Consider the following 24,804-nt stretch of genomic DNA (forward strand, 5'->3'; position numbering starts at 1 on the left):
GGTGGTTCGACCCGGAGAGGCCGGGGAGGCGGGCCGAAGCGACCCGCCCGGGCTCAACCGGTGTTCTGCAGTCCGGCGGCGATGCCGTTGACGCTGAGCAGCAACAGGCGGTGGTCGGCGTCCGCCGGGTCGCCGCCGCCCGCGACGCGGATGGCCCGCAGGGCCCGCAGCTGCAACAGCGAGAGCGCGTCGACGTAGGGCGAGCGCAGCCGCACGGCGCGGCTCAATACGGGTCGCCCGTCGAGCACCTCGCCGTGACCGCTGACCGCGAGCACCCACTTGCGGGTGCGGGCCATCTCGTCGAGCACGCGCTCGGCGAGGTCGTCGCGGTCGGCCAGTGCCAGGTACTCGCGAGCGATGTGCTCGTCGGTCTTGGCGAGCGACATCTCGACGTTCTTGATCATCGCCGAGAAGAGCGGCCAGGTCGCGTACGCCTCACGCAGCAGCTCGAGGTCGCCGACGGCCTCGAGCGCCGAGCCGAGGCCGTACCAGCCGGCGAGGTTGATCCGGGCCTGGGTCCAGGCGAACACCCACGGGATCGCCCGCAGGTCTTCGAGCGACTCGACCGAGAGGCCACGGCGGGCGGGGCGTGAGCCGAGCGCGAGCAGCCCGACCTCCTCCATCGGGGTGACCGCGGCGAACCACGAGGCGAAGCCGTCGGCCTTCACCAGGCCGAAGAACGCTTCGCGTGAGGCGACGTCCATGGTCGAGGCGACCTCGGCGAAGCGGGCCGCCGCGGTGGCGTTGGCCTGTTCGTTCGAGGGGCTCGACGCCAACAGCGTGGCCGCTGCCATCTGCTCGACGTGTCGGGCCGCGATCGTCTTGTTGCCGTACTGGGCGAAGATGACCTCGCCCTGTTCGGTGATCTTGAAGCGGCCGTCGACCGACGCCGGCGGCTGCGCCAGCACGGCCTCGTTCGCGGGTCCGCCGCCGCGACCGAGGGCGCCTCCGCGACCGTGGAAGAGGGTCAGCTCGATGTCGTTCTCGGCAGCCCAGTCGGCGATGCGGGCCTGGGCGGAGTACAGGGCGAAGGTGGCCGAGACGGGGCCGACGTCCTTCGAGGAGTCCGAGTAGCCGAGCATGACCTCTAGGCGGCGGCCGGTCGCCGCGAGGCGCTTCTGCACCGCCTCGGTCCGCAGGGCCTCGTCGAGGATGCGCGTGCTGGCCTCGAGGTCGGCGAACGTCTCGAACAACGGGATGACGTCGAGCACGGGGGCGGGTTCGTCACCCATCGCGCGTTCGGCCAGTTCGTACACGTTGGCGAGGTCGGCCGAGGACTGCGTGAACGACACGATGTACCGGGACGCGGCCCGCGTGCCGTAGCGCTTCTGCAGGTCGGCGATCGTGCGGAACACCGAGAGCACCTCGTCGGTCATCTCGCTGCGGGCAGGAGGCGCGGTGTCGGCCCCGGCGTCGCCGCCGGTCGGCTGCTCCCCGCCGGCGACCGGGTCGGCCGCACGGAGCTCTTCGAGGGCCGTGCGGTGCACCTGCGAGTGCTGGCGCACCTCGAGCTCGGCGAGGTGGAAGCCGAAGGTCTCGACCTGCCAGACGAGACCCTGCAGGTCGCCATTGGCGCTGCGATGGGCGCCGGCCGTACGCAGCGACTGCTGCACGACCCGCAGGTCGGCGAGCAACTCGTCGGGGTGGCCGTAGGCGAGCGGTGCTCCCTCGCGGCGGGTGGCGTCGATGCGGGCCGCGACGAACATGAGCACGCGTCGGTGCAACTCGTGGGGGGACCGCACGCCGATGCGCGACGCGACGTCCGCGTCCATCGCTCGCTGCGCCTCCGCGAGGGCGACCAGCTCGGCCGAGGCCGGGGTCTCGGCCTCGTCGAGGGTCAAGGTGCCGCCGACGCGGGTGGTGGCCCGGTGCAGGCCGAGCAGCACGTGCTCGGCGGCGATGTCGGCCGCGGCCCGGGTGACCTCGGCGGTGACGTGCGGGTTGCCGTCGCGGTCGCCGCCGATCCAGGTGCCGAGGCGCATGAAGGCGGGGGCCACGGCGGGCTCTCGCCCGGCGGCGTCGCCCAGCAGGCGGTCGTCGAGCAGGCGGTACACCTGCGGCACGATCTCGAAGAGCGTCTGGTCGAAGATGCTCATCGCCGTGCGGACTTCGTCGAGCGGTGTCGGACGCGTGGTGCGGATGGGCGAGGTGCGCCAGAGGGTGTCGACCTCCTCGAGCAGTCGGCGTTCGGCCTCGGCCACGGCGACGTCGTTCTCGAGCCGGTCGCGGTCCGTCATCAGGTCGCTGATGCGCCGGATGCTCGACGCCACCGCACGGCGGCGGGCCTCGGTCGGGTGCGCGGTGAGCACGGGGTGGAACCGCAGCGCGTCGAGTCGCTTCGAGGCCTCCTCGGCGCCGACCTCGTCGGTCAGCTGGCGCAGCGTGGCCGAGACGGAGTCCCCTGCGGCGCTCGCCTCGCTGCCGCGGCGGCGCAGCACGCGGACACGGTGGTGCTCCTCCGCGAGGTTGCTGAGGTGGAAGTAGCACGTGAAAGCGCGGGCGACCTGCTCGGCGAGCTCTTGGTCGAGGGCGTCGACGAGACGCTGGGCGTCGTCGAGGCTCGCGCCGTCGGCTCCCTCGTAGGCGGCGATCACGGCCGCCCGGACGTCCTCGACGGCCTGGAAGAGTTCGGCGCCGCCGGATTCGCGCAGCACCCGTCCCAGCAGGCTGCCGAGGTAGCTGACGTCCTGGCGCAGGCTGCCGTCGACGGCGCCGCTGATGTCGTCACGGCTGCCGTCGTGTCGTCGTGTGGTCTCGATGTCGGTCACCGCACCATCTTGGACGACCCGGGCGATGTATGACGCCACGATGTGGTCATGCCGCCACGTTTTCTCGTGGCGTGGTGCCCAGATCGTGGCGTCGTGACCCCCGACGGGGCCCGACCCGGCTCAGGTCGCGGCCCAGAGCGCCCGGTAGTACGCGGTGCGGACGGGGTCGTCGGCGACGCCGTAGGCGTCGAGGAAGGTCTGCTCGAAGCCGGGCCCGTAGTTCCAGCCGAGGCTCATGGTGGCCACCGCGATGTCGGCCCAGCGGTCGGCGACGCCGAGGGCGTCGAAGTCGACGTGCCCCGACCAGAGGCCGTCGTCGCCGATCAGCGTGTTGGGCACGCACGGGTCGCCGTGGCAGACGACGAGGCGGTCGATCGGTGGCGGGTCGCCGAGTTCCGGAGGCGCGGTGCGAGCTCTCACGCTGGTCGCGATCCGGTCGTCCACCGACCAGCTGAAGGGGCACTCGTCGACCGGCAGCACGTCGTGCAGTCGCCTCAGCCCCCGTCCCGCCTCGCGCACGGCGGTCGTCGGGTCGGCGGCCCAGAGCAGGTCGACGGCGCTGCGTCCCGGCACACCCGCGGTGACGAGGTACTCGCCGTCGTCGTCGCCGCCGATCTCGAGCACCCGCGGGGCCGGGGTGTGGTCGACGACCCAGCGCAGCCGCATCTCTTCCGCGTGCAGGTCGAGTCCGCTGCCGTGCGGTGCCCACTTGGCGAAGCGTCGGGTCGGCCCGTCGCCGAGCCGGTACGTGGTGCCGCCGGCCTCGTTGCGCCACACCGCGGTGATCGCGTCGCCACCCGCAGCCGTGACCACCGCCTCCGGAACCTCGAACTCGGGGTCTGGCCGGTTCTGCGTGAACATGCCCCGAGTCTCGCACCCGCACCCCTGCCCCGCCCCCGATGCGGTTGCCGCCCGGCCGAGGTGTGCAATTCGCGACGACCGGCAGGTGATCGGGGCCGTGGGGCGAAGGTGAGCGGCGTGGCGCGCGGCGGTTGTCGGGTTCGGCACGCGAGGTGAGGAGGCGCGGGTCGGGTTCGGCACGCGAGGTGGGGAGGCGCGGGTCGGGTTCGGCACGCGGGGTGAGGAGGTGAGGAGGCGCGGGTTCGGCACGCGAGGTGAGGAGACGAGGAGGCGCGGGTCCGGTTCGGCACCCAAGCCCGGGAGGCGCAGCCCAGGCGTCCGGGAACGACGGAACGGGCCGCCCCCGAAGGGACGGCCCGCTCTGTCGAACTGCGGGGGAGCTGCTTACGCGCGGCTGCCCTTGCGGCCGGTGATGAAGCCCCAGATGACGAGGACGACGAGCGCGCCCAGGATCGCGATGATCCAGCTCTGGATGCTGAAGAAGCCGTCGTAGCCGACGTTGAAGACGGCTCCGCCGATCCAGCCACCGATGAGGGCGCCGATGACTCCGAGGACGAGGGTGGCGATCCAGCCGCCACCCTGCTTGCCGGGGAGGATGAGCTTGGCGATGGCGCCGGCGATGAGGCCGAGGAGGATGAAGGCGAGGAAGCCCATGATGTGTTCCTTTTCGTTTGGTGCGCGGATTGCGCTGGTACTGCTGAGACGGTCGGGATCGGGTGCGTGCCAGCGGGGTCTGTGTGACGGCCGCATGCGAAGAGGCCCGTGAGAAGGTCGTCCTCTCGGGCCCCTGCGGCTGAGAGGACTAGTGCGCGGCCTTGCGGGCCTTCTTCACCGCGGCCTTGCGGGCCTTGGTGACGTCCTTCTTGGCCTGGGCACGTGCCTTCTTCACCTTGGGGTCGTTCCAGAACGAGCCGAAGAAGTTGCTGATCTCCTTGTAGCGGCCCTTTCCGGCCTTGGCGCCGTAGGTGTACGCGAGGAACGCGATGAGGGCGATGACGAGGTACTTGAAGCGCATGTGGTGGTCCTCCCAGTGGGACGTTCTTGTCGTTCAGGGGTGACGCTATTCCTCCTGAGAGTTTTCTGTAACAAATCGGATTCGCGGGAAGCACTCGGTGTTCGCTTTTGTCCTCTCCGCCGTGCCGGTCCTCCGCCGGGCGACAGGTGTCGTATAGCAGTGTCCGAGGGCCACGACACACCCCCGCCGCACGGCCGAAACACCCCGGCAACACCCCCTGGCTACCGTCGAGCCATGGGAGAGCTCTTCGAGGGATACGCGACCGTCACGGGTGCCGCGACCCGACGGTCCGAGCCGCGCGGGGCCCGCGCGTCGGCCGCCGCGTGGGACGAGATGTTCGAGCGCGACGGCACGCCCCGTCGGGCGTACCACGAGATCCACGCGACCCTCGAGGGCATGACGCAGGACGACCTGCGGGGCCGCACGGCGGCGTTGGCCGACTCGTACCTGGCGCAGGGCGTCACCTTCGACTTCGCCGGCGAAGAGCGGCCGTTCCCGCTCGACGCCGTGCCGCGCGTCGTCGAGCACGCCGAATGGACCACCGTCGAACGAGGCGTGAAACAGCGCGTGAAGGCGCTCGAGGCGTTCCTGGCCGACGTCTACGGCCCGCAGACCGCCATCGCCGACGGGGTCATCCCGGCGAGTCTCATCACGAGCTCGAGCCATTTCCACCGGCAGGCGAGCGGTATCGACCCGGCGAACGGCGTGCGCATCCAGGTGAGCGGCATCGACCTGGTCCGCGACGAGGCCGGCGCCTGGCGCGTGCTCGAGGACAACGTGCGGGTGCCGAGCGGCGTCAGCTACGTCATCTCGAACCGGCGCGTCATGGCGCAGACGCTGCCCGAGTTGTTCGTCTCGATGCGGGTGCGCCCGGTCGGCGACTACCCGAACCGGCTGCTGGCGGCCTTGAAGAAGAGCGCGCCGTCGGGCGTCGACGAGCCGACCGTCGTCGTGCTGACCCCCGGAGTCTTCAACTCCGCCTACTACGAGCACACCCTGCTGGCCCGCCTGATGGGCGTCGAGCTGGTCGAGGGCCGCGACCTCTACTGCTCGGGCGGCCGTGTCTTCATGCGGACCACCGGCGGTCCCGAACGCGTCGACGTGATCTACCGTCGCGTCGACGACGAGTTCCTCGACCCGCTGCAGTTCCGGGCCGATTCGGTGCTCGGTTCCCCCGGCCTGCTGATGGCCGCTCGTCTCGGCACGGTGACGATCGCGAACGCGGTGGGCAACGGCGTCGCCGACGACAAGCTCGTCTACACGTACCTGCCCGAGCTGATCCGCTACTACCTGGGCGAGGAGGCCCTGCTGCCGAACGTGCCCACCTGGCGGCTCGAGGACCCCGGCGCCCTCGACGAGGTGCTCGACCGGCTCGACGAACTCGTCGTGAAGCCCGTCGACGGTTCGGGCGGCAAGGGTCTCGTCATCGGCCCGGCCGCGAGCCGACGCGAGCTCGACGAGCTGCGCACGCAGCTGCGGCGTGACCCCCGGGGATGGATCGCGCAGCCGGTCGTGCAGCTCAGCACGATCCCGACCCTGGTGGACGACGGTCTGCGCGCGAGGCACGCCGACCTGCGGCCGTTCGCCGTGCACGACGGCGACGACGTGTGGGTGCTGCCCGGCGGACTCACCCGGGTCGCGCTGCCCGAGGGTCAGCTCGTCGTCAACAGCAGCCAGGGCGGCGGCTCGAAGGACACCTGGATCGTCGGCGGCGACGTCAACGCCTGGGCCGGTCACGACGTGAGCGCGCTGATCGCCGAGCAGACGACGCCGACCCTGTCGATCCCGGTCGTCACCCCCGAGCAGGTCGCCGAGGCCGCGGCCGCCGCGGCCGACCACAGCCCCGACCACGCGCCCCAGGACGACCCCCGCAACGACCAGCAGGCGCAACAGCAACAAGCGAAGGAGGCGCGGGCGGGGGCACGAAGCCGGCCCGCGCCTCCTGCGTCCCCGGTCCGCGACCACGGAGCCACACCGACCGAAGGGCCATCATGCTGAGCCGCATCGCCGAGAGCCTGTTCTGGATCGGCCGCTACATCGAGCGGTCGGACGGCACGGCGCGCATCCTCGACGTGCACCTCCAGCTGCTGCTCGAGGACCCCTGGATCGAGGAGGACGTCGCCTGCCGCAGCCTGCTCGCCGTGATGGGCAGCGACGCTCCCGAGGGCGACCTGGCGCGGGGCGACGTGCTGTCGATGCTCGCGGTCGACCGCCACAACCCGGCCTCGATCGCCTACTCGCTCGGCGCCGCCCGCGAGAACGCCCGCCGGGCCCGCGAGATCGTCTCGACCGAGCTCTGGGAATGCCTCAACACGACGCGCGCCCGCATGCCGCGCAAGGTCGCCGACGACAAGGTGCACGAGTTCTTCGCCTGGGTGCGCGAACGCAGCGCGCTCGCCGTCGGCATCATCGAGAGCGCGACGAGCCGCGACGAGGTGTGGCAGTTCTTCACCCTCGGCCGGTCGATCGAACGGGCCGACATGACGGCCCGCCTGCTCGCCACCCGCACGCTGACCGAGGCGTCGGGCCCGTCGTGGACGACGATCCTGCGGTCGTGCGGTGCGTACGAGGCCTACCTGCGGACCTACCGGGGTGTGCCGAGCGCCCGCAACGCCGCCGAGTTCCTGCTGCTCGACCGGCTCTTCCCGCGCAGCGTGCTCTTCGCCATCAGCCGGGCCGAGGCCTGTCTGCGCGAGGTCGAGCCGACGACGCACCGGGTCGCGGCGTCCGACAGCGGCGTGCGCATCCTCGGGCAGATGCGCAGCGAGCTCGAGTTCCGGCCGATCGGCGACATCCTCGACGACCTGCCCGGGCAGATGGACACCGTGCAGGCCGCGACGAGTGCCGCGTCCGAGGCGATCCGTCAGCGGTACTTCCCGACGAGCGCCGCGCCCACCTGGGTGGGGGAGCGATCGTGAGCCGGCTGCGCATCCGGCACGTGACCGGTTTCTCGTACCAGGGCGAGGCGGTCGCGAGCTACAACGAGGCGCGCATGCTGCCGGCGCACACCGAGGGTCAGTTCGTGCTCTCGTCGCACCTGCGCATCGAACCGGTCGCCGCCTCGCACGAGTACGTGGACTACTGGGGCACGAGGGTGTCGTCGTTCGAGGTGCTGCTGCCGCACCGGCAGCTCTCGCTGACCGCGACCTCGCTCGTCGAGGTGCGGCCGCAGGCGCACCCGTCCGAGACGATCTCGTGGGCCGACCTCGCGGCGATCGCGGGGGCCAGCACGTCGTTCGTCGAGCACCTCGAGCAGACGCCCCTCACCGCGCCTCCCGCCGACCTGGCCGCGGTCGGCACCGAGGCACGAGCGACGAACGTCGACCCGTGCGCCGCGGCGATGGCGATCTGCGAGACGGTCGGAGGCGCGGTGCGGTACCTGCCGGGCGTCACGAACGTCAAGACCACGGCCGCCGAGTCGTGGTCCGCACGGGCCGGGGTCTGCCAGGACATCGCCCACGTCACGGTCGGCGCCCTGCGTGCGGCGGGCATCCCGGCGCGCTACGTCAGCGGTTATCTGCACCCCAAGCCCTCGGCCGAGCTGCGCGAGACCGTCACGGGCGAGTCGCACGCCTGGGTCGAGTTCTTCTGCGGCACCTGGCACGGCTACGACCCCACCAACCTGATCGACATCGGCGAACGGCACGTGGTGGTCGGCCAGGGCCGCGACTACCGCGACGTACCGCCGCTGCGCGGGGTGTACGCCGGGTCGTCGAACAGCGAGCTCTTCGTCACCGTCGAGATCACCCGCGAGGCCTAGGCCCGGCTGACCGAGATGTCACGACGTGCCGCTCAGCTCCGAAACTGAGCGGCACGTCGTGACATCTCGCCACAGCGTGGGACGAGGAGGCGCGGGTCAGCAGGCCGTGTAGGCGTGCGCCGAGTCGTCGGCCGGCACCAGGTCGTGGTCGCGCACGATCGTCGAGGGGGCCGGGTCGAGTGCGTCGATCCGTGCGCAGACCTGCTCGACCGAGCCGCGCAGGGCGTCGGTGTACTCGACGTCGAATACCAGCCCGCCGAACACGTCCGTGTAGGCGTCGCATTCGTCGTAGCGGTCGCACTCCTCGGTGACGGCGAAGTCGTAGCCGACCTCGTCCCGGCCCCGGGTGCCGAGGTCGGCGGTGTTCTTCTGCGCCGTCGCGAGCCCGGCGGCGTGGGCCCGGGCGACGAGCAGGGTGGCGAAGGCGACCGCCTCGTCCTCGCCGAAGGCGCCCTCCGAGCGCGTCCACGAGTCGAGGTTGTCGAACTCCACCGCTCGGTACCCCGAGGTGGCGCAGCCCTCGATCGTCGAGGCCTGTCGTTCGGCGACGGCCTGCCGGTTCGTCTCGGTCGACAGGTCGAACAGGTGCTCGTCGGGCCAGCCCGGGTCGACCAGCGGTTCGCCGTCGGCGGTCCGCACGAGCAGCTCGTCCGGCCACTCCGCCCCGGGTTGGGTCTGGAACCCGTTCACGTAGCAGATGCCGTATGCGCCCTGGGCGGGATCGTCGGTGCTGTCGCGGGCGACGACGGTGGCTCCGTCGGGGACGGGTGACGCGCCTCCCAGTTGGTAGTCGAAGCGGGCGCCCTCGGGCGGCAGGTCGACGCCGTCGACCGCAGGGGTGCCCGGCGTCGCCACTGCGGACGAGGAGGCGCGCTCGGGGCGCTCACCGGCCTCGGCCCCGATGGTGGTGCAGCCCGTCACGGCGAGTGCCACGGCGACCAGGCCGACGAGTCCAAGGGGTGCGCGCATGCGGCGAGCCTAGGGGATGCCCTCGGACGCGCCGTCGAGTGGACGCCGCACCGCCGCACATCGTGGTGCCTCGTCCACTCGAAGGCGTCCTCCGGCGAGGGGGACTGCGGCGGCGTCAGGCGCTGTGTGTGAGCGGGGCCGACTCTTGCTCGGTGACGGCGGCGTCGGTCGGGCCGGCCAGGGCGGCGGCGGCCGACGCGGGCGTCCCCGTCGGAACTCGGCGCGAGGTCAAGAAGTCGAGGCGGGCGGCCTCGCGGGCGGACTCACGATCGAGTTCGGCCTGGCGGGCGGCGGCCCGGGCGGCCGACAGGGTGCGCGCGTTCTCCCGGGCGCGGGCGGCGGCGGCCGAGGAGGCGCGGCGTGCGCTCGCCCCCGTGGCCCGAGCGGCGACGACGGCACCGGCCGCGGTGGCCCGGCTGCCGTGACGCACGCCGTCCCAGGTCGAGCGGGCGGCCGGTCGGGTGCGCGTCGCGACGGTGCCACCGGTCGTACGGAACCAGGCGGCCACGACCGGCGTGGTGCGTCGGACCCACGCGACCACGGCCTGTGCGGCTCGGCGGGTGGCTCGGGCCGTGGCCCGACCGGCCCGGGCCAGGGCGTCACCGGTGGCGCGTGCGGCGTCCCCGACGCGGACGGCGGCGGACGAGAGGACGGGACGCACGCGGTCGGCGAGGCTCGGCCCCGGCGGTGTCGGTTCGAGCGCGCTCGGGGAAGTCGGCGCGGTCTCGATCGGCGTGCCCGTGGCGGGGGCGACGGCCGGAGTCGGCGCTGCGGCGACCACGGGGGCGGCGGCGAGGACGGCGGCGGCGGGCCGTCCTGCCGGGAGGTCCCGCGCCTCCTGAGGTGTCGCTCGAACGGTGACCGAGGCCGTCTCACGGACGACCTCGTGCTCGGGGGGGCGCGCCGGCTCGTCGCGCGGCAGGGCGCCGAGCACCCGGTCGGCCAGCCCGACGAGAGCGAGGGCGACGCCACCGACGGCGAGGGCGGCACCGAGCAACCAGATGGCGATGGTGACGAAATCGAGGTCGCCGAGGGGCATGAAGCCGCCCGCGAAGAGGCCCAAGCTGACCAGGCGGAAGGTGGCCGCCAGGACGAGCGCCGCGCCCGAGACGAACATCGCCAATGCGACCCAGCCCGTGACTGCTGCCTTGCCCATGCGACACCTCCCTGGTGGTGGGCGCGCGTCGCGGGTCGGGCCCGCGCGGACGTCCCCTGCGAATGTAACCCGGCCGAGGGCTCGACGGTAACCCGCCGCCTCGGACGCGCCGTTCCCGGACGATGCTCGGCTTCTGCGGGGGCTTCTCGCATTCGGGGCCGGGAGGATCACGTGCATGGCCAACTTCGACCGTCTCCTGGGTGCCGCCGCGCGTGCGCTCGGCAACTCCTCTTCTTCTTCGTCCGGCGGGCGCGGTGGTGCGTCCGGCGGCTCGACCGACTGGCGCGACATGGTGCGCAAGGTCTCCGACAAGGTGACCGGCGACGACCGGCAGGGCGGCGGCGGGTCGGCCTCCGGTGGCGGGCCGGCCTCCGGCGGCGGGCCGACCCCCGGCGGCCACGCCCCCCAGGGCTCCGCTGCCGACCGCGCCGCCCTCGCCAAGTACGACTACCTGCTGCAGACCGCGCCGCCGCAGCAGCTCGAGCAAGTGCACCGCGACGCGTTCGAGCGGCTCACGCCCGAGCAGCGGCAGCAGGTGCTGGCGCGTCTCAGCGCCGAGGTCCCCGCGGGCGAGCGCCCGGCGTCGAGCGACCCCGCCGACCTGGCCCGTGCGGCGACCCGGGGTGAGACGGCGCACCCCGGTCTGATGAAGCGGGTGCTGGGCAGCACGGGGGGCAAGGTCGCGGCCGGCGCCGCGGTCGGTGCCGGCGTGGCCGGGGTCGCGGGGCTCGCCGTCGCCGTGGCCGGCGCGGCGGCGGTCAGCAGCGTCGCCCTGCCCCTGCTGTCGGAGGCGGTCACGTCGGGCATCGACTTCGACCAGCTGACGAACGGGTTCGGCTTCGAAGGTCTCGACGGTCTGACCGCCGGCGGCGAGGAGTACCTCGGCGGCCTCGGGGACCAGGTCGGCGGCCTGGGCGAGCAGGTCGGTGGGTTCGGCGAACAGCTCGGCAACCTCGGCGACGGATTCCAGATCCCGGGCCTCGGCAACCTCTTCGACCGCTGACCGAAGGCTCACGCTTGTAATCTCGGGGCATGACCGTGATCTCGGCCGGCATCGCCGTCGTCTTCGTGCTCCTCTTCGCCGTCTCGCGCCGGCGCGACGCCCGCCGGTTCCGCAACGGGGTATTCCTGTTGACGGCCGGTGGGTTCGGGCTCGTCGCTCTGTCGGACGTCCTGGTCACCGCGTTCCCGCCGCTCGTCTTCGTGTTCGTCCTCGCCGGGGTCCTGGTCCCGGTGCTGGTGCTCGCGCTCGCGGTCTTCGCGATCGCGAACGGGGTCACGATGCTGAGATCGGAGGGGCGCAGCCTGGGCAACCTGCTGTCGTTGCTCGTCGGCATCGCCCTGATCGGCGTGCCCGTGGTCGTGGTGTTCCTGGTCGAGGCGGGCCGACGCTCGGACGTCGCCGCCCTGCAGGACGTCACCCTCGGCCTCGGCGTCGTGGTCGTCTTCGTCACCGGCTACGCCGCCCTGACCTTCGCCGCGTTCACCCTGTGGTCGCTCGTCTACGCACGACCCCGGGTGCGCCCGCAACCCGACGCCCTGATCGTGCTCGGCTCCGGGCTGATCCGTGGTGAGGTGCCGCCCCTCCTGCGCAGCAGGCTCGACCGGGCGCTGGCGATCTACCGGTCGACCCCCGAGGGAGCGCGTCGGCCCGTGCTCGTGCCCTCGGGTGGGCAGGGCGCCGACGAGCCGCGGCCCGAGGGCCAGGCGATGGCCGAGTACCTGGTCGCCCAGGGCGCCGACCCTGCCGACGTGCTGCCCGAGACCGAGTCGCGGTCCACCCGCGAGAACCTCGTGCTGTCGGGGCGGGTGCTCGCCGACGCCGGACGCACCGGCTCGACCCTCGTCGTCACCAACAACTACCACGTGCTGCGAGCGGCCCTGCTGGCTCGCGACACCGGCAGCAGCGCCGACGTCGTCGGGTCGCCCACCGCCGCGTACTACGTGCCGAGCGCGTTCTTGCGGGAGTGGGTGGCCGTCATGGTCGAACACAAGCTGCTGAACCTGCTGCTGGTCGCCCCGTTCGTCGTGCTGCTCGCCTCCGTGCTGGTGTACGCGCGGTCCTGACCGGGTGGGCGGGGTGGCGGGCCGGCACCGCGCCTCCTCGTCAGGACGGCCGCGAGGCCGTGCCCTCGTCGACGGCGAGCTCGGTCGCGGCCTCGTCGCGTGCGGCGTCCGCCGCCCCGTCGCCGTCGTGCTCCAGGCGGTAGTGGAACCGCCCCGCGCCGAGCACGGGCAGCGCGCCGGTCACGGGGTCGGGTTCGCCCACCCGGACCCGACGGACCCGCAGGTGCTGCCCGCGCACGAGCCAGACGATCGCGACGCCGGCCGCCACGAATCCCGACGCCGCCGCGACGCCGATCGCCCAGCGCGGCCCCGCCACGTTCGCGACCCAGCCGACCACCGGGGCGCCGAGCGGTGTGCCACCGGTGAACACGGCCATGTAGAGCGCCATGACACGGCCGCGCATGCGGGGTGCGGTGGTCAGCTGGACGGTGGCGTTCGCCGTCGTCATCAGGGTGATCGACGCCAGACCCACGGTGACGAGGACGGCGGCGAAGCTCCAGTAGGTCGGCATGAGGGCGGCGACGAGGCAGGTCACGCCGAAGGCCACCGCCGCCGTGACGAGCACCCGCCAGCGGGGTTTCTCGCGCCGGGCCGACAGCAGGGCGCCGACCAGCGACCCCACGGCGATGGCGGAGGACAGCAGGCCGAAGCCGCTGGCGTCCACGCCGAACTCGACGCTGGCCATGGTCGAGGTGAAGATGGCGAAGTTCAGGCCGAAGGTGCCGATGACGAAGACCATGACGAACACGACGACGAGGTCGGGCCGTTCGCGCACGTACCGGAACCCCTCGCGGATCTGCCCCTTGGCCCGCGACACGGCCGGTTTCAGCTCGAGCTGAGCGATCCGGATGAACCTCAGCGACAGCAGCACGGCGGCGAACGAGCCCGCGTTGATCAGGAACACCCAGCCGGTGCCGATCGTCGCGATGAGCACGCCGGCGACCGCGGGGCCGATCAGCCGGGCACCGTTGAAGGACGCCGAGTTGAGGCTCACGGCGTTCGTCAGGTGGCCGGGGGGCACGAGCTCGGAGACGAAGCTCTGCCGCACCGGGGCGTCGATCGCGGCCACGACGCCGAGCAGCAGCGCGAAGAGGTAGACCATCCAGAGCTGCACGCTGTCGGTCAGCACGAGCACGCCCAGCCCGAGTCCGAGCAGCCCCATGCCCAGCTGGGTCACCATCAGCAGTCGTCGCCGATCGAACCGGTCGGCGATGAGCCCCGTGATCGGCACCATCAGGATCGGCGGCGCGAACTGCAGCGCCATGGTGATGCCGAGCGCCGTGGCGTCGTTGTCGGTCAGGTCGGTGAGGACGAGCCAGTCCTGTGCCGTCCGTTGCATCCAGGTGCCGACGTTCGACACGAGGGCGCCGGCGAACCAGAGCCGGTAGTTGAACAGCGAGAGGCTGCGGAACATCGCGTTCACGAGCGGGTCAGCTTGCGGAGGATCTCGGTGGCCTCGGCCAGGGTGCGACGTTCGTCGGCGGTCAGCGCCGAGAGGCGGGGCACGAGCCACTCGTCACGACGCCGACGCGTCTCGAAGACGAACGCGGCCCCGGCCTCGGTCGTCTCGAGCAGCACGCGACGCTTGTCGTCGTCGTCGACCGTGCGACGCAGCAGACCGGCCTCGACGAGTTTGCCGACGGTGCGGTTCATCGACGGGGGAGTGACGCCCTCGTGCGCCGTCAGCGCCCCGATCGTGAGCGGCTGGTTCTGCACGACGTAGCCGAGGGCGGCCATCTGGGCGTCGCTCACGTCGGCGTCGGCCTTCTGCTGCCGCAGTCGTCGGGCGAGCCGCAACACGGCACCGCGCACGTCGGTCGCGAGGTGCGCGTGCGGCACGGCCCGGGGGGCGGGCGGGACGGGAGGCGCGGAGTCGGTCATCGCCGAGCCACGATACTCGTTTAGTTCGGCTAAGTAAATGTCTGGGTGCGGGGTGTGCACATCGCGACGGTCGGAGGCCGACACGCCGCTCGTTCCGGAAAGTGAGCGGCGCGCCGCGCTCGACGTGTCGGGATGTGCACGCCTCCGGCCCTCGGCGTGGTCGCGATTTGCACAGGCGGCAGGCAACGGGCGGCAGGCGGCAGGCGGCAGGCGGCAGGCGGCAGGCAACGGGGCGAGGAGGCGCGGGTGCGGCGGAGAGGAGGCGCGGCGGGCGAGGGTCCCGGCGCGGCAGCGCGGGGAAGCGTGCGCCTAGGCTCGGCGTGATGAGAGACGACGACGTCCCGGCCGACGCGAGCCGCCCCTCCTGGCTGTCCGGCCGTGGGGCCGTGCTGACGGTGGCGCTCATCGTGGGCATCTCGCCGTTCGCGACCGACATGTACATCCCGGCGTTGCCGGCCATCGCGCGCGACCTCGGGGCGACGACGGCCGAGGTGCAGCTGAGCCTGACGGCGTTCCTCGTCGCGTTCGCGGTCGGTCAGATCGTGATCGGCCCGATCAGCGACGGTCGGGGCAGGAGGCGCATCCTGCTGGGCGGGACCCTCCTGTTCGCCCTCGCATCGATCGCCTGCGCCGGGGCACCCGACGCGGCCACCCTCGTCGTCGCGCGCGTCGCGCAGGGCCTCGGCGGTGCGGCCGGTTCGGTCGCTGCCCGGGCCATGGTCGGGGACTCGACGACGGGTCTCGTGCGCAGCAGGCTGTTCGCGACGCTCGCCGCGATCAACGCCGTGGGCCCGGTCGTCGCACCACTCGTCGGCGGCGTGGTGCTCTCGGTGTCCAGCTGGCGGGCGACCTTCGTCGTGCTGGCCGTGCTCGGGGCCGCGTTGACCTGGGCGGCCGCGCGCCGCCTGCCCGAGACGCTCGTCGATCCCGAGCCCGGTGCGGGGTCGCTGCTCGCGTCCCTGCGGCGGATGGGCACACTGCTCGCGATGCCGCGCTTCCGCTGGTACCTCGTGACGGGCTGTGCCGCGACGATCGGGTTCTTCTCGTACATCGCCACGTCGTCGTTCGTCTTCCAGGAGCAGTACGGCTTCGGCGAGGGCCTCTACACGCTCGTCTTCGCCTCGAACGCATCGTGCATGATCGCGTCGACCCTGGTGTTCCGTCGCCTGGTCGGGCGCTTCGCCGAGGACCACCTCTTCACCGTGGGACTCGTCACTTGCACCGTGGGCTCGGCTCTGGTGCTGGTGGGTGCGCTGTCCGGTCTCGGCCCGGCGATGATCTGGCCGGCGCTGGCGCTCGTCACCGCGGGCTGGGGCTGGGTCATCCCCGGGTCGATCACGCTGACGCAGGCGCTGGGACACCGCGCACCCGGCACGGCGGCCGCACTCGCTGGCGGTCTGCAGTTCGGGCTCGGCGGTGCCGCGACGCCGCTCGCCGGTGCGCTCGGCGGCACGGCCGTCGTGATGGGTGCCCTGATGCTGGGGTTCATCGCGACCGGCCTGGTGGTGCAGCTCGCGGCGTCGTCGCGGGGCGGCACCCCGGCGACCTGACCCCCGGGACGCGACCCGCGCCTCCTGCGTTCGATCCGGGGCTGGTGCGCGGGGCCCGGTGGTGTCACCCTGGGCTCGACGCCGCCCGGCGCCGCGACCCCAGGAGGACACCGTGACCGTGCAACTCACCCCGTACCTGGCGTTCCGTGACCAGACGCGCGAGGCCTTCGACTTCTACGCCTCGGTGTTCGGCGGCAGCCCCACCTTCAGCACCTTCGGCGAGTTCGGCGTCGGCACGCCCGACGAGGCGGAGAAGGTCATGCACGGTCAGCTGCAGACGCCGTCGGGCCTGCTGCTGATGGGCGCCGACCGTCCCGACTCGTACCCGCTCGAGGAGGCGAGCAGCATCTCGCTGTCCCTGTTCGGCGGCCCCGACGACGCCGACGCCCTGACCGGCTGGTTCGAGGCGCTCGCCGTGGGCGGCACCGTGCACGAGGCCTTGGCGCAGGCGCCGTGGGGCGACTCGTTCGGCATGCTCGACGACCGGTACGGCCAACACTGGATGGTCAACATCGGCGGCGCGGCGGCCTGACGCCGGAACGCGCCGCCGACCGATCAGGAGGCGCGGTGGCGGTCGCGAGGACACCACGCCCCGGTGCCCGGCTCAGTCGCGCGCGAGCCGACCGATCACGCTCTCGTCGAGCCGGGCGAGCAGGTCCGCCACGTCGTCGTAGACCTCCTCGGCCCCGGCGTCGACCAGCTCGGCCCGCGAGAACCCACCGCTGAGCACGCCGACGCAGGTGACGCCCGCACGGTGTGCCGCTTCGACGTCCCACACGGCGTCGCCGACCATCACCGCGCGCTCGGCCGGCACGTCCGCCTTCGCGAGGGCGATCTCGACGATGCCCGGGTCGGGTTTGGCGGTCTCGACGTCCTCGCTCGAGGTGACGGCCCAGAGGGCGTCCTCGACGTCGAGCAGCCCGCGCAGCGCCGCCAGCTCGTCCTCGGGCGCACTCGTGGCGAGCACGACGCCGTGCCCGCGTCGTGCGAGCTCGGCCAGCAGATCGGTGGCCCCCTCGAACACGTGCAGGTCGCCCTCGTCGCCCAGGTGCTCGGAGTAGTGACGAGAGTGGGCGTCCTTCGCGTCGTCCAGGAGGCGCGCGGCGACGTCCTTCCCGACCAGACCCTCGATCAGCAGTGACGAGTCCTTGCCGATCGACCGGTGGATGCGCCAGCTGTCGACCGGGTGGCCGAGGTCGGTGAAGGCCCGCGACCAAGCGTCGACGTGGGCGAAGTTCGAGTCGACCAGGGTGCCGTCGATGTCGAAGAGGACGGCGGTGGCAAGGGAAGAGGGGTCGTCGGAGGCGCGGGAGGTCATCCCGCCAGCCTGCCCCCGAAACGGAGAAGCTGCACGGGCTGCACGAATTACCACACAGCAAAGCGACACCTGTTGCCCGCTTATCCATGCGGGCGTATGTTCGCACCGGGGCTCGTCGACGAGCCCGACCGGCCCCGGCGGTCGGCCCACGATCGAGAAAGGCACGCACCATGGCACGATTCAGCGACAAGACGGCCCTCGTCACCGGCGGAGGCAGCGGCATCGGCGCCGCGATCTCCCGAACCCTCGCAGCCGAGGGGGCCTCGGTGGTCGTCACCGACATCAAGCTCGAGTCGGCCCAGGGCGTCGTCGACCAGATCGTCGCCGCGGGCGGCACGGCCGTGGCGTTCGAGCAGAACACCGCGAAGCCCGAGCAGTCCGAGGCGGCCGTCGAGTTCGCCAAGACCACCTACGGCGCGCTGCACCTCGCCGTCAACAACGCGGGCATCGGTGCCCCGGCCGCCGACATCGGCGAGTACGACATCGCCGCCTGGGACCGCGTCCGCTCGGTCGACCTCGACGGCGTCTTCTACGGCCTGCGCTACCAGCTGCCCGCCATGGTCGAGGCAGGCGGCGGCTCGATCGTGAACATGAGCTCGGTGCTCGGTTCGGTCGGCATCGCCCAGAACGCGGCCTACGTGGCGAGCAAGCACGCCCTGGTGGGCCTGACCAAGGTCGCCGCCCTCGAGTACTCGAAGCGCGGCGTCCGCACGAACGCGGTCGGCCCCGGCTTCATCGACACGCCCCTCGTACGCGCCTCGCTGGACGGCGACGCGCTCTCGTACCTCGAGTCGCAGCACGCCACCGGCCGCCTCGGCACCGACGCCGAGGTGTCGGCCCTCGTGCTCTTCCTGCTGAGCGACGAGGCGTCGTTCGTCACGGGCAGCTACCACCTCGTCGACGGCGGCTACTCGGCGCACTGACCCGCGCCTCCTCGGCCCCGCGCCCTCAGCCCGCCGAGATGTCACGACGTGCCGCTCAGTTCCGGACGTGAGCGGCACGTCGTGACATCTCGCCCGGGTCGCACCCGCTTCAGCCCCGCTTCAGCGCACGCCCGCCATGATGGGCAGGACGCGCAAACGGCGCGACCGAGGGAGGCCCCGTGCGCGTGCTCGTCGTCGAGGACCAGGCGGCGCTGGCCGAGGGCCTGAGGCTCGGGCTCGAGGCCGAGGGCATCGCGGTCGACGTGGCGGCCACCGGAACCGACGGCCTCTGGCGCACCCGCGAGGGCCGCTACGACGTGGTCGTCCTCGACATCATGCTGCCGGGCCTCAGCGGCTACGCCGTCTGCCGGGCCATGCGCGAGGGCGGCGACTGGACGCCCGTCATCATGCTGACCGCCAAGGACGGCGAGTGGGACCAGGTCGAGGCCCTCGACACCGGGGCCGACGACTACCTGACCAAGCCGTTCTCGTTCGCCGTGCTGCTGGCCCGGCTGCGCGCCCTCGTCCGCCGCGGCGCCCGCGAACGACCCGTCGTGCTCGAGGCAGGCGACCTGCGCGTCGACCCGGCTTCGCGCAGCGTCCACCGCGGCGACGTCGCGGTCGAACTCACCAGCCGCGAGTTCGCGGTGCTCGAGTTCCTCATGCGGCACGCCGGCAGCGTCGTCACCAAGCGCGAGGTGCTCGACGGGGTCTGGAACGACGACTTCGAGGGCGACCCCAACATCGTCGAGGTCTACGTGCGACACCTGCGCAACAAGGTGGACCGGCCGTTCGGCCGCGAGGCCATCGTCACGCTGCGCGGAGCGGGCTACCGTCTGGAGGCGCGGGGTGGCTGAGCGCGCCCCTCGCGCCCCTCGCGCCCCGACAACCGGGTCCGGGTCGGCCAAGGGTGCCGGGTCGGGCCGGCCCCGACGGGCGTCGCTGCGGTCCCGCATCACCGTGGCCGCCGTGCTCGCGGTGGCACTCACGCTGGGGGTGTTCACGCTCGTCTTCGCGCTCGTGCAGCAGGCCGTGCTGGCCGACGCCCCGCGCCAGGCCGCCTCGGCCGACGTGGACCGGGCGGTGTCGGCCCTGGCCTTCGGTTCGACTCCCGACGTCGCCGTCGCGGGCGAGGCGGACGGTGCCCTGGTCGTGGTGACCGACGCGTCGGGGAGGGTGCTCGCCTCGGGCGGTGACGACGACCTCGTCGGCCTCGCCGCGTCGATCGCCTCGTCCGACTCGGGTGACCGCGTGTCGCTCGACGATGACGAGTTCGTCGTCGAACGGCAGGACGTCGGGGTCGAGAGCACCGCGACGCCGACGCCGACCGCGTCGGCCTCGATCGCGACCCCCACGCCCGCGGCGTCGGAAGGGGACGACGACGACTCCGACGACGACTCGGGAGACGACTTCTCGCCCTCCGAGGAGGCCACGTCCGTGCCCCGCGACGTGGTCTCGACCGAGTACGGCGTCGTCGCCGCGCGCTCCCTCGACGAGGCGAGCGCCGCCTCCTCCGCCAGTCTCGTCACGCTCGGCATCGCGATCCCGGTCGCGTTGCTGGTGCTGGGGGTGACCACCTGGCTCGTCGTGGGTCGTGCCCTGCGGCCGGTCGAGTCGATGCGCCGCCAGGTCGACTCGGTCACGGCGCAGAGCCTCTCGCGCCGGCTGCCCGACCCGGGCGGCGGTGACGAGATCGCCCGCCTCGCCCGCACGCTGAACGGCATGCTCGACCGGCTCGACGCGTCCGCAACGGCCCAGCGGCGCTTCGTCGGCGACGCCTCGCACGAGCTCAAGACGCCTCTCGCCACGATCCGGCAGCACGCCGAGGTCGCCCTGCTGCACCCCGGCAGCATCGACGGTGCGGCCCTGGCAGGCACCGTCCTCGGCGAGGAGGCGCGGCTGACGGCGCTCGTCCAGGGCCTGCTGGTCCTCGCCCGGGCGGACGAGGGGGCCCTCGGGGTGACACGGCGCCCGGTCGACCTCGACGACCTCGTGGTGGCCGAGACCGCCCGTCTGCGCGGCCTCGCACGCCCCGACGGTCACGCACCGTTGGCCGTCGACGCCACGGCCGTCGGTCCGGCCCGCGTCGACGGCGACGAGGGACTGCTCGGCCAGGTCGTCCGCAACCTCGTGGCGAACGCGGCCCGTCACGCCGAGGGCCGCGTCGCCGTCGCCCTCGCCGAGCGCGACGGAGGCGTCGAGCTCACCGTCGACGACGACGGGGCCGGCGTCGCCGAGGCCGACCGCGAGCGCGTGTTCGACCGGTTCGTGCGACTCGACGAGGCCCGCGCCCGCGAGGCGGGCGGCAGCGGCCTGGGGCTCGCCATCGTGCGCGAGATCGTCCGCGTCCACGGAGGCGCGGTGTCGGTCGGTGCCTCACCCCTCGGTGGTGCCCGGTTCGTGGTGACGCTGCCCGCCGGCCGGGCGTGACGTGACCGGGCCGACCCGCGCCTCCTGAACGGATCTTCAGGTCGCTTCAGCACGGCTTCAGTGCCCGCTCGCGAGAGTGGGGTCCATCAGCTCGAGAGAGCGACAGACCCGGCCGACACGGCCCCACGAACGGAGCGGACCATGCTGAAGAACACCCTCACCACGAAGAAGTCCCTGCTCATCGCCGGCGGCATCGCCGGGGTGCTCGTCCTCGGTGGCGGAGGGGTCGCCCTCGCGTCGGGTCTCGACGACGGCGTGCCCGCGCAGACCCGCGACCGGGCCCAGGAGGCGGCGCTCGCCGAGACCGGCGGCGGCACCGTCACCGAGGTGGACAGCCTCGACGACGGGCTCGTCGGCTACGAGGTCGAGGTCGTCCTGCCGGACGGGCGCGAGGCGACGGTGCTGCTCGACGGCGACTACGCCGTGACCTCGAGCCGCGTCGACGACGACTCGCGGGGGTCCGATGCCACCCCGACGCCCGTCGCGGGTTCGGGGCGAGACGACTCGGACGACGACTCGAACCGGGACGACGACCTGACCGGCGCCGACTACGACCGGGCCGAGGCCGCCGCACTCGCCGCCGCCGGTGGGGGCACGGTGACCGACGCCGACCGCAGCGACGACACCGGCGTGGCCTACGAGGTCGACGTGCGCCTCGACGACGGCACCGAGGTCGACGTCGACCTCGACCAGGCGTTCGGTGTCGTGCGCACCGACGTCGACGCCCGCCGCTGACACCACTGCCCTGCCCCAGGGCGCCGCGATGGCACGACGTGCCGCTCACCTCCGGAGGTGAGCGGCACGTCGTGACGTCTCGACCCGGGGCGGGCCGGTGATGGGAGACTGGTGCCGTGCCCACCTTCTCCGCCGCCCGAGGCGATTACGAGTTCACCGACGCCTACGGCGTGACCGTGCACTACTACGTCTGGAAGGCCGCGGCGCCCAAAGCCGTGGTGCAGATCGCCCACGGCCTCGGCGAGTACGCGCTGCGCTACGAAGACCTCGCGCAGGACCTCGTGCGCGCCGGCTACACGGTCTACGCGAACGACCACCTCGGCCACGGCGAGACCGGACTCGGCCAGTGGGGCGGCGACCACACGAAGCTCGGCCGCCTCGGCCCCTCGGGGCTGCGCGGGGCGATGGAGGCGGTGGTCCGGTTGACGGGCATCGCGCGCTCCGAGAACCCCGGCTCGCCGCTCGTGCTGCTCGGCCACTCCTGGGGCTCGTTGATGGCGCAGAAGCTCGTCGACGAGGGGTCGGACCGGTTCGACGCCGTCGTGCTGAGCGGCACGGCCTACCGTATGCCCGGCAGCATGAACGCCGGTGATCTGAACGCCCGGCACGCCCACCTCGGTGACACCGGCTACGAGTGGCTCAGCCGTGACCAGGCCGTGGTCGACGCCATGGCCGCCGACCCCCTGTCGGTGCAGGCCACGGCTCGGCAACTGTTCGGCACGGTCGACACGTTGCGCTTGATGGGCCGCCCGTCGACGCGGCTCGCGAGCGACCTGCCCGTGCTCGTCCTCGTCGGCGACGACGACCCGCTCGGCGGCGAGGCGAGCGCCCGGAAGCTCGCCGACGCGTACGTGAACCGCAGCCGGCTCAGCGACGTCGAGCTCGTGGTCTACCGCGGCGCCCGGCACGAGGTGTTCCGCGAGACCAACCGCGACGAGGTCGTGGCCGACCTGGTGCGCTGGCTCGACGACCGCGTGGGGCACCAGGCATAGGCTGCGACCATGCACGGTGAGTACAAGGTCCCAGGCGGAAAGCTCGTGGTCGTCGACCTCGACGTCAAAGAGGGGCGCATCGCCGGGTTCCGGCTCGCCGGTGACTTCTTCCTCGAGCCCGACACGGCGCTCGACGCCATCGACCGGGCGGTGAACGGCCTGCCGGTCGAATCCGACGCGGCGACGATCGCGGCGACGATCAGGCAGGGCCTGCCGGCCGACGCGGTGCTGCTGGGCTTCTCGCCCGAGGCGATCGCCGTGGCGATCCGTCGCAGCCTCTCGAAGGCGACCGACTGGCGCGACTACGACTGGCAGATCATCCACGACGCTCCGGTGTCGCCCAACGTTCACCTCGCCCTCGACCAGGTGCTCACCGAAGAGGTGGGGGCGGGTCGCCGGGGGCCCACGCTGCGCTTCTGGGAGTGGGACCAGCCGGCCGTGGTCATCGGCAGTTTCCAGTCGCTGAAGAACGAGGTCGACCTCGACGCCGCCTCGACCCACGGCTTCGAGGTGGTGCGCCGTATCAGCGGCGGCGGCGCCATGTTCATGGACGCGCAGTCCATCGTCACCTACTCGCTCTACGCCCCGGGCGAGCTCGTGCAGGGCATGAGCTTCGCCGACTCGTACGCGTACCTCGACGAATGGGTCATCACCGCGCTCAAGTCGCTCGGCATCGACGCGTTCTACCAACCGCTCAACGACATCACGAGCGCCAAGGGCAAGATCGGCGGGGCGGCGCAGAAGCGACTCGGCAACGGGGCGTTGCTGCACCACGCCACCATGTCGTACGACATGGACGGCGACAAGATGGTGCAGGTCCTCCGCATCGGCCGCGAGAAGATGAGCGACAAGGGCACGACCAGCGCCGCGAAGCGGGTCGACCCGCTGCGCAGCCAGACCGGACTGTCACGGTCCGAGATCATCGAGCGACTCAAGCAGACCTTCACCGGCCTCTACGGCGCGACCGAGGGCCACGTCACCGAGGCCGAACTCGACAAAGCGGAGCAACTCGTCACCTCGAAGTTCGCGACGCCCGAGTGGCTGGCGCGGGTGCCCTGAGCACGCGACGGGCGCCGACGAGGCGACCCGCGCCTCCTGCACGGCGCCCGCCTCGGCCGGGCCGGGCAGCGCCGCGCCGGGGTCAGCGGTCGAGCAGCTCGCGGTAGTCGACGTGATCCTCGACGAAGTCGACCACGAACGGGCAGAGCGGCACGACGCGGAGGTCGGTGTTCGCCCGCACGTCGTCGAGGGCGCCCTGGACGAGTCGAGCCCCGAGGCCGGCGGAGCGTCGACTGGGCTCGATCTCGGTGTGGGTGAAGCGGATCTCGTGGCCGACGACGTCGTAGGCCGCGAAGCCGATCGTCTCGCCGTCCTCGACGAGGGCGTACTGGTTCTGGGTGGGGCGGTTCTCTACCTCGGTGGTCATCCCGACACGCTACGCGCCTCGGGCCGGGAGTCGGGCACGTGTCGGCGCCCGGCAGGCAGCAGAATGGTCGGATGCCCCTCGACTGGACCACCGCCTCCCCGAGCCTCGTGGTCCACGGCGACAACCTCGACGTCACGGTGCAGCTGCCCGACGGCGGATTCACCATCGTGTACCTCGACCCCCCGTTCAACACGGGGCGGCAGCAGCGACGCCGGTCCACGACGTCGGTGCGCAGCGCCGAGGACTCGATCACCTCGGTGACGGGCTTCAAGGGCGTGCAGTACGAGCGCATCCGTGGCGACCTGATGGGCTACGACGACCGGTTCGAGGACTACTGGTCGTTCCTCGAGCCACGTCTGGCCGAGGCCTGGCGGTTACTCGCGCCCGACGGCACGCTCTACCTCCACCTCGACTACCGCGAGGCGCACTACGCGAAGGTGCTGCTCGACGCCCTGTTCGGGCGGGACTGCTTCTTGAACGAGATCATCTGGGCCTACGACTACGGCGCGAAGAGCCGCAACCGGTGGCCGACCAAGCACGACACGATCCTGGTCTACGTCAAGGACCCCAAGACCTACCACTTCGACTCGACGAGCGTCGACCGCGAACCGTACATGGCGCCGGGCCTCGTCACGCCCGAGAAGGTGGCCCGGGGCAAGCTGCCGACCGACGTGTGGTGGCACACCATCGTGTCGCCCACGGGGCGGGAGAAGACCGGCTACCCGACGCAGAAGCCCGAGGGTGTGCTGCGGCGCATCGTCCAGGCCTCGAGCCGAGAGGGCGACTGGGTCCTCGACTTCTTCGCCGGCAGCGGTACGACCGGCGCCGTGGCCGAGGCCCTCGGGCGCAACTACCTGCTCGTCGACAGCAACGAGGAGGCGGTGGCCGTCATGCGCAGACGGCTCCCGACGGCGCGGGTCGAGTCGGCCTGAGCCCCCGCGGGCGGATGCGCG

At 72.4% G+C, this 24,804-nt stretch carries 24 protein-coding genes; 14 read left to right on the forward strand and 10 right to left on the reverse strand.

From position 1 onward, the window contains the following. Nucleotides 1-53: 53 nt before the first annotated feature. The 4 genes from HRF36_RS12025 to HRF36_RS12040 form a co-directional block, all read right to left on the reverse strand. Nucleotides 54-2,768, reverse strand: a complete 2,715-nt coding sequence (locus tag HRF36_RS12025) for a phosphoenolpyruvate carboxylase (protein ID WP_173210234.1) — start codon at nt 2,766-2,768, stop codon at nt 54-56. A 120-nt stretch (nt 2,769-2,888) separates the two neighbouring features. Then, complete coding sequence (locus HRF36_RS12030) at nt 2,889-3,629, reverse strand: aminoglycoside 3'-phosphotransferase (RefSeq protein WP_173210236.1); 741 nt, start codon at nt 3,627-3,629, stop codon at nt 2,889-2,891. A 384-nt stretch (nt 3,630-4,013) separates the two neighbouring features. Beyond that, the gene (locus HRF36_RS12035; protein WP_173210238.1) at nt 4,014-4,283 is read right to left on the reverse strand and encodes a GlsB/YeaQ/YmgE family stress response membrane protein; all 270 of its coding nucleotides are present in this window, start codon (nt 4,281-4,283) and stop codon (nt 4,014-4,016) included. 148 nt (nt 4,284-4,431) lie between these two features. After that, nucleotides 4,432-4,644, reverse strand: a complete 213-nt coding sequence (locus HRF36_RS12040) for a hypothetical protein (RefSeq protein ID WP_056049364.1) — start codon at nt 4,642-4,644, stop codon at nt 4,432-4,434. Nucleotides 4,645-4,878: 234 nt separating this feature from the next. Here HRF36_RS12040 and HRF36_RS12045 point away from each other — a divergent pair, with 234 nt between their 5' ends. The 3 genes from HRF36_RS12045 to HRF36_RS12055 are packed head-to-tail and all read left to right on the forward strand — an operon-like array spanning nt 4,879 to nt 8,404. After that, nucleotides 4,879-6,642: a circularly permuted type 2 ATP-grasp protein gene (locus tag HRF36_RS12045; RefSeq protein ID WP_173210240.1), complete on the forward strand. Its 1,764-nt coding sequence runs from the start codon at nt 4,879-4,881 to the stop codon at nt 6,640-6,642. After that, nucleotides 6,636-7,562 carry an alpha-E domain-containing protein gene (locus tag HRF36_RS12050; protein ID WP_123520096.1) on the forward strand — a complete coding sequence of 309 codons (927 nt, stop codon included), beginning with the start codon at nt 6,636-6,638 and terminating at the stop codon, nt 7,560-7,562. Before HRF36_RS12045 ends, HRF36_RS12050 begins: the two co-directional genes overlap by 7 nt. Next, nucleotides 7,559-8,404, forward strand: coding sequence for a transglutaminase family protein (locus HRF36_RS12055; protein ID WP_173210242.1), 846 nt, complete (start codon nt 7,559-7,561; stop codon nt 8,402-8,404). The genes HRF36_RS12050 and HRF36_RS12055 overlap by 4 nt, the downstream gene beginning before the upstream one ends. Before the next feature lie 96 nt (nt 8,405-8,500). Here the strand turns inward: HRF36_RS12055 and HRF36_RS12060 are convergent, their stop codons facing one another. Beyond that, nucleotides 8,501-9,373: an endo alpha-1,4 polygalactosaminidase gene (locus tag HRF36_RS12060; RefSeq protein ID WP_173210244.1), complete on the reverse strand. Its 873-nt coding sequence runs from the start codon at nt 9,371-9,373 to the stop codon at nt 8,501-8,503. 115 nt (nt 9,374-9,488) lie between these two features. Then, nucleotides 9,489-10,529 (reverse strand): hypothetical protein, encoded by a 1,041-nt coding sequence (locus tag HRF36_RS12065; RefSeq protein ID WP_173210245.1) that lies wholly within the window; start codon nt 10,527-10,529, stop codon nt 9,489-9,491. Nucleotides 10,530-10,704: 175 nt separating this feature from the next. Here HRF36_RS12065 and HRF36_RS12070 point away from each other — a divergent pair, with 175 nt between their 5' ends. Next, on the forward strand, nt 10,705-11,532 hold the full coding sequence (locus HRF36_RS12070) for a cation-transporting ATPase (protein ID WP_173210247.1): 828 nt from the start codon (nt 10,705-10,707) through the stop codon (nt 11,530-11,532). Nucleotides 11,533-11,561: 29 nt separating this feature from the next. Beyond that, on the forward strand, nt 11,562-12,596 hold the full coding sequence (locus HRF36_RS12075; RefSeq protein WP_173210249.1) for a YdcF family protein: 1,035 nt from the start codon (nt 11,562-11,564) through the stop codon (nt 12,594-12,596). Nucleotides 12,597-12,636: 40 nt separating this feature from the next. Here the strand turns inward: HRF36_RS12075 and HRF36_RS12080 are convergent, their stop codons facing one another. Beyond that, nucleotides 12,637-14,019, reverse strand: a complete 1,383-nt coding sequence (locus HRF36_RS12080) for an MFS transporter (RefSeq protein ID WP_173210251.1) — start codon at nt 14,017-14,019, stop codon at nt 12,637-12,639. Then, nucleotides 14,016-14,477 carry a MarR family winged helix-turn-helix transcriptional regulator gene (locus tag HRF36_RS12085; protein WP_173210253.1) on the reverse strand — a complete coding sequence of 154 codons (462 nt, stop codon included), beginning with the start codon at nt 14,475-14,477 and terminating at the stop codon, nt 14,016-14,018. The genes HRF36_RS12080 and HRF36_RS12085 overlap by 4 nt, the downstream gene beginning before the upstream one ends. 323 nt (nt 14,478-14,800) lie before the next feature. On the opposite strand from HRF36_RS12085, the gene HRF36_RS12090 reads away from it, so the two are divergent. Together HRF36_RS12090 and HRF36_RS12095 are read left to right on the forward strand one after the other, a co-directional pair. After that, the gene (locus tag HRF36_RS12090; protein WP_173210255.1) at nt 14,801-16,027 is read left to right on the forward strand and encodes a multidrug effflux MFS transporter; all 1,227 of its coding nucleotides are present in this window, start codon (nt 14,801-14,803) and stop codon (nt 16,025-16,027) included. A 112-nt stretch (nt 16,028-16,139) separates the two neighbouring features. Next, nucleotides 16,140-16,559, forward strand: coding sequence for a VOC family protein (locus tag HRF36_RS12095; RefSeq protein WP_173210256.1), 420 nt, complete (start codon nt 16,140-16,142; stop codon nt 16,557-16,559). A gap of 72 nt (nt 16,560-16,631) precedes the next feature. Here HRF36_RS12095 and HRF36_RS12100 read toward each other — a convergent pair whose 3' ends face one another. Further along, the gene (locus HRF36_RS12100) at nt 16,632-17,345 is read right to left on the reverse strand and encodes an HAD family hydrolase (protein ID WP_173210258.1); all 714 of its coding nucleotides are present in this window, start codon (nt 17,343-17,345) and stop codon (nt 16,632-16,634) included. A gap of 170 nt (nt 17,346-17,515) precedes the next feature. Between HRF36_RS12100 and HRF36_RS12105 the strand changes: the two genes are divergently transcribed. The 6 genes from HRF36_RS12105 (at nt 17,516) to HRF36_RS12130 (ending at nt 23,484) form a co-directional block, all read left to right on the forward strand. After that, complete coding sequence (locus HRF36_RS12105) at nt 17,516-18,268, forward strand: SDR family NAD(P)-dependent oxidoreductase (RefSeq protein WP_173210260.1); 753 nt, start codon at nt 17,516-17,518, stop codon at nt 18,266-18,268. A 179-nt stretch (nt 18,269-18,447) separates the two neighbouring features. Next, the gene (locus HRF36_RS12110) at nt 18,448-19,125 is read left to right on the forward strand and encodes a response regulator transcription factor (RefSeq protein WP_173210262.1); all 678 of its coding nucleotides are present in this window, start codon (nt 18,448-18,450) and stop codon (nt 19,123-19,125) included. Beyond that, nucleotides 19,118-20,698, forward strand: a complete 1,581-nt coding sequence (locus HRF36_RS12115) for an ATP-binding protein (RefSeq protein ID WP_371740146.1) — start codon at nt 19,118-19,120, stop codon at nt 20,696-20,698. The genes HRF36_RS12110 and HRF36_RS12115 overlap by 8 nt, the downstream gene beginning before the upstream one ends. A 141-nt stretch (nt 20,699-20,839) precedes the next feature. Beyond that, complete coding sequence (locus HRF36_RS12120; RefSeq protein ID WP_173210264.1) at nt 20,840-21,433, forward strand: PepSY domain-containing protein; 594 nt, start codon at nt 20,840-20,842, stop codon at nt 21,431-21,433. A gap of 116 nt (nt 21,434-21,549) precedes the next feature. Next, on the forward strand, nt 21,550-22,425 hold the full coding sequence (locus HRF36_RS12125) for an alpha/beta fold hydrolase (protein ID WP_173210266.1): 876 nt from the start codon (nt 21,550-21,552) through the stop codon (nt 22,423-22,425). 9 nt (nt 22,426-22,434) lie between these two features. Beyond that, nucleotides 22,435-23,484, forward strand: coding sequence for a biotin/lipoate A/B protein ligase family protein (locus HRF36_RS12130; protein ID WP_173210268.1), 1,050 nt, complete (start codon nt 22,435-22,437; stop codon nt 23,482-23,484). An 82-nt stretch (nt 23,485-23,566) separates the two neighbouring features. On the opposite strand, the gene HRF36_RS12135 is transcribed toward HRF36_RS12130, so the two are convergent. Next, on the reverse strand, nt 23,567-23,851 hold the full coding sequence (locus tag HRF36_RS12135) for a GNAT family N-acetyltransferase (RefSeq protein ID WP_173210270.1): 285 nt from the start codon (nt 23,849-23,851) through the stop codon (nt 23,567-23,569). Nucleotides 23,852-23,922: 71 nt separating this feature from the next. Between HRF36_RS12135 and HRF36_RS12140 the strand changes: the two genes are divergently transcribed. Further along, nucleotides 23,923-24,783 carry a site-specific DNA-methyltransferase gene (locus tag HRF36_RS12140; protein ID WP_173210272.1) on the forward strand — a complete coding sequence of 287 codons (861 nt, stop codon included), beginning with the start codon at nt 23,923-23,925 and terminating at the stop codon, nt 24,781-24,783. The last annotated feature ends 21 nt before the right edge of the window (nt 24,784-24,804 follow it).

This window comes from Frigoribacterium sp. VKM Ac-2836 (assembly GCF_013248995.1).
Taxonomy (GTDB): Bacteria; Actinomycetota; Actinomycetes; order Actinomycetales; family Microbacteriaceae; genus Frigoribacterium.

Excerpts from the sequence above, each read along its gene's own strand:
- HRF36_RS12030 (WP_173210236.1), bottom strand. The coding sequence starts at position 3,629 with ATGTTCACGCAGAACCGGCCAGACCCCGAGTTCGAGGTTCCGGAGGCG.
- HRF36_RS12035 (WP_173210238.1), bottom strand. The coding sequence starts at position 4,283 with ATGGGCTTCCTCGCCTTCATCCTCCTCGGCCTCATCGCCGGCGCCATC.
- HRF36_RS12040 (WP_056049364.1), bottom strand. The coding sequence starts at position 4,644 with ATGCGCTTCAAGTACCTCGTCATCGCCCTCATCGCGTTCCTCGCGTAC.
- HRF36_RS12045 (WP_173210240.1), top strand. The coding sequence starts at position 4,879 with ATGGGAGAGCTCTTCGAGGGATACGCGACCGTCACGGGTGCCGCGACC.
- HRF36_RS12050 (WP_123520096.1), top strand. The coding sequence starts at position 6,636 with ATGCTGAGCCGCATCGCCGAGAGCCTGTTCTGGATCGGCCGCTACATC.
- HRF36_RS12060 (WP_173210244.1), bottom strand. The coding sequence starts at position 9,373 with ATGCGCGCACCCCTTGGACTCGTCGGCCTGGTCGCCGTGGCACTCGCC.
- HRF36_RS12065 (WP_173210245.1), bottom strand. The coding sequence starts at position 10,529 with ATGGGCAAGGCAGCAGTCACGGGCTGGGTCGCATTGGCGATGTTCGTC.
- HRF36_RS12070 (WP_173210247.1), top strand. The coding sequence starts at position 10,705 with ATGGCCAACTTCGACCGTCTCCTGGGTGCCGCCGCGCGTGCGCTCGGC.
- HRF36_RS12075 (WP_173210249.1), top strand. The coding sequence starts at position 11,562 with ATGACCGTGATCTCGGCCGGCATCGCCGTCGTCTTCGTGCTCCTCTTC.
- HRF36_RS12085 (WP_173210253.1), bottom strand. The coding sequence starts at position 14,477 with ATGACCGACTCCGCGCCTCCCGTCCCGCCCGCCCCCCGGGCCGTGCCG.
- HRF36_RS12090 (WP_173210255.1), top strand. The coding sequence starts at position 14,801 with ATGAGAGACGACGACGTCCCGGCCGACGCGAGCCGCCCCTCCTGGCTG.
- HRF36_RS12100 (WP_173210258.1), bottom strand. The coding sequence starts at position 17,345 with ATGACCTCCCGCGCCTCCGACGACCCCTCTTCCCTTGCCACCGCCGTC.
- HRF36_RS12105 (WP_173210260.1), top strand. The coding sequence starts at position 17,516 with ATGGCACGATTCAGCGACAAGACGGCCCTCGTCACCGGCGGAGGCAGC.
- HRF36_RS12120 (WP_173210264.1), top strand. The coding sequence starts at position 20,840 with ATGCTGAAGAACACCCTCACCACGAAGAAGTCCCTGCTCATCGCCGGC.
- HRF36_RS12130 (WP_173210268.1), top strand. The coding sequence starts at position 22,435 with ATGCACGGTGAGTACAAGGTCCCAGGCGGAAAGCTCGTGGTCGTCGAC.
- HRF36_RS12135 (WP_173210270.1), bottom strand. The coding sequence starts at position 23,851 with ATGACCACCGAGGTAGAGAACCGCCCCACCCAGAACCAGTACGCCCTC.
- HRF36_RS12140 (WP_173210272.1), top strand. The coding sequence starts at position 23,923 with ATGCCCCTCGACTGGACCACCGCCTCCCCGAGCCTCGTGGTCCACGGC.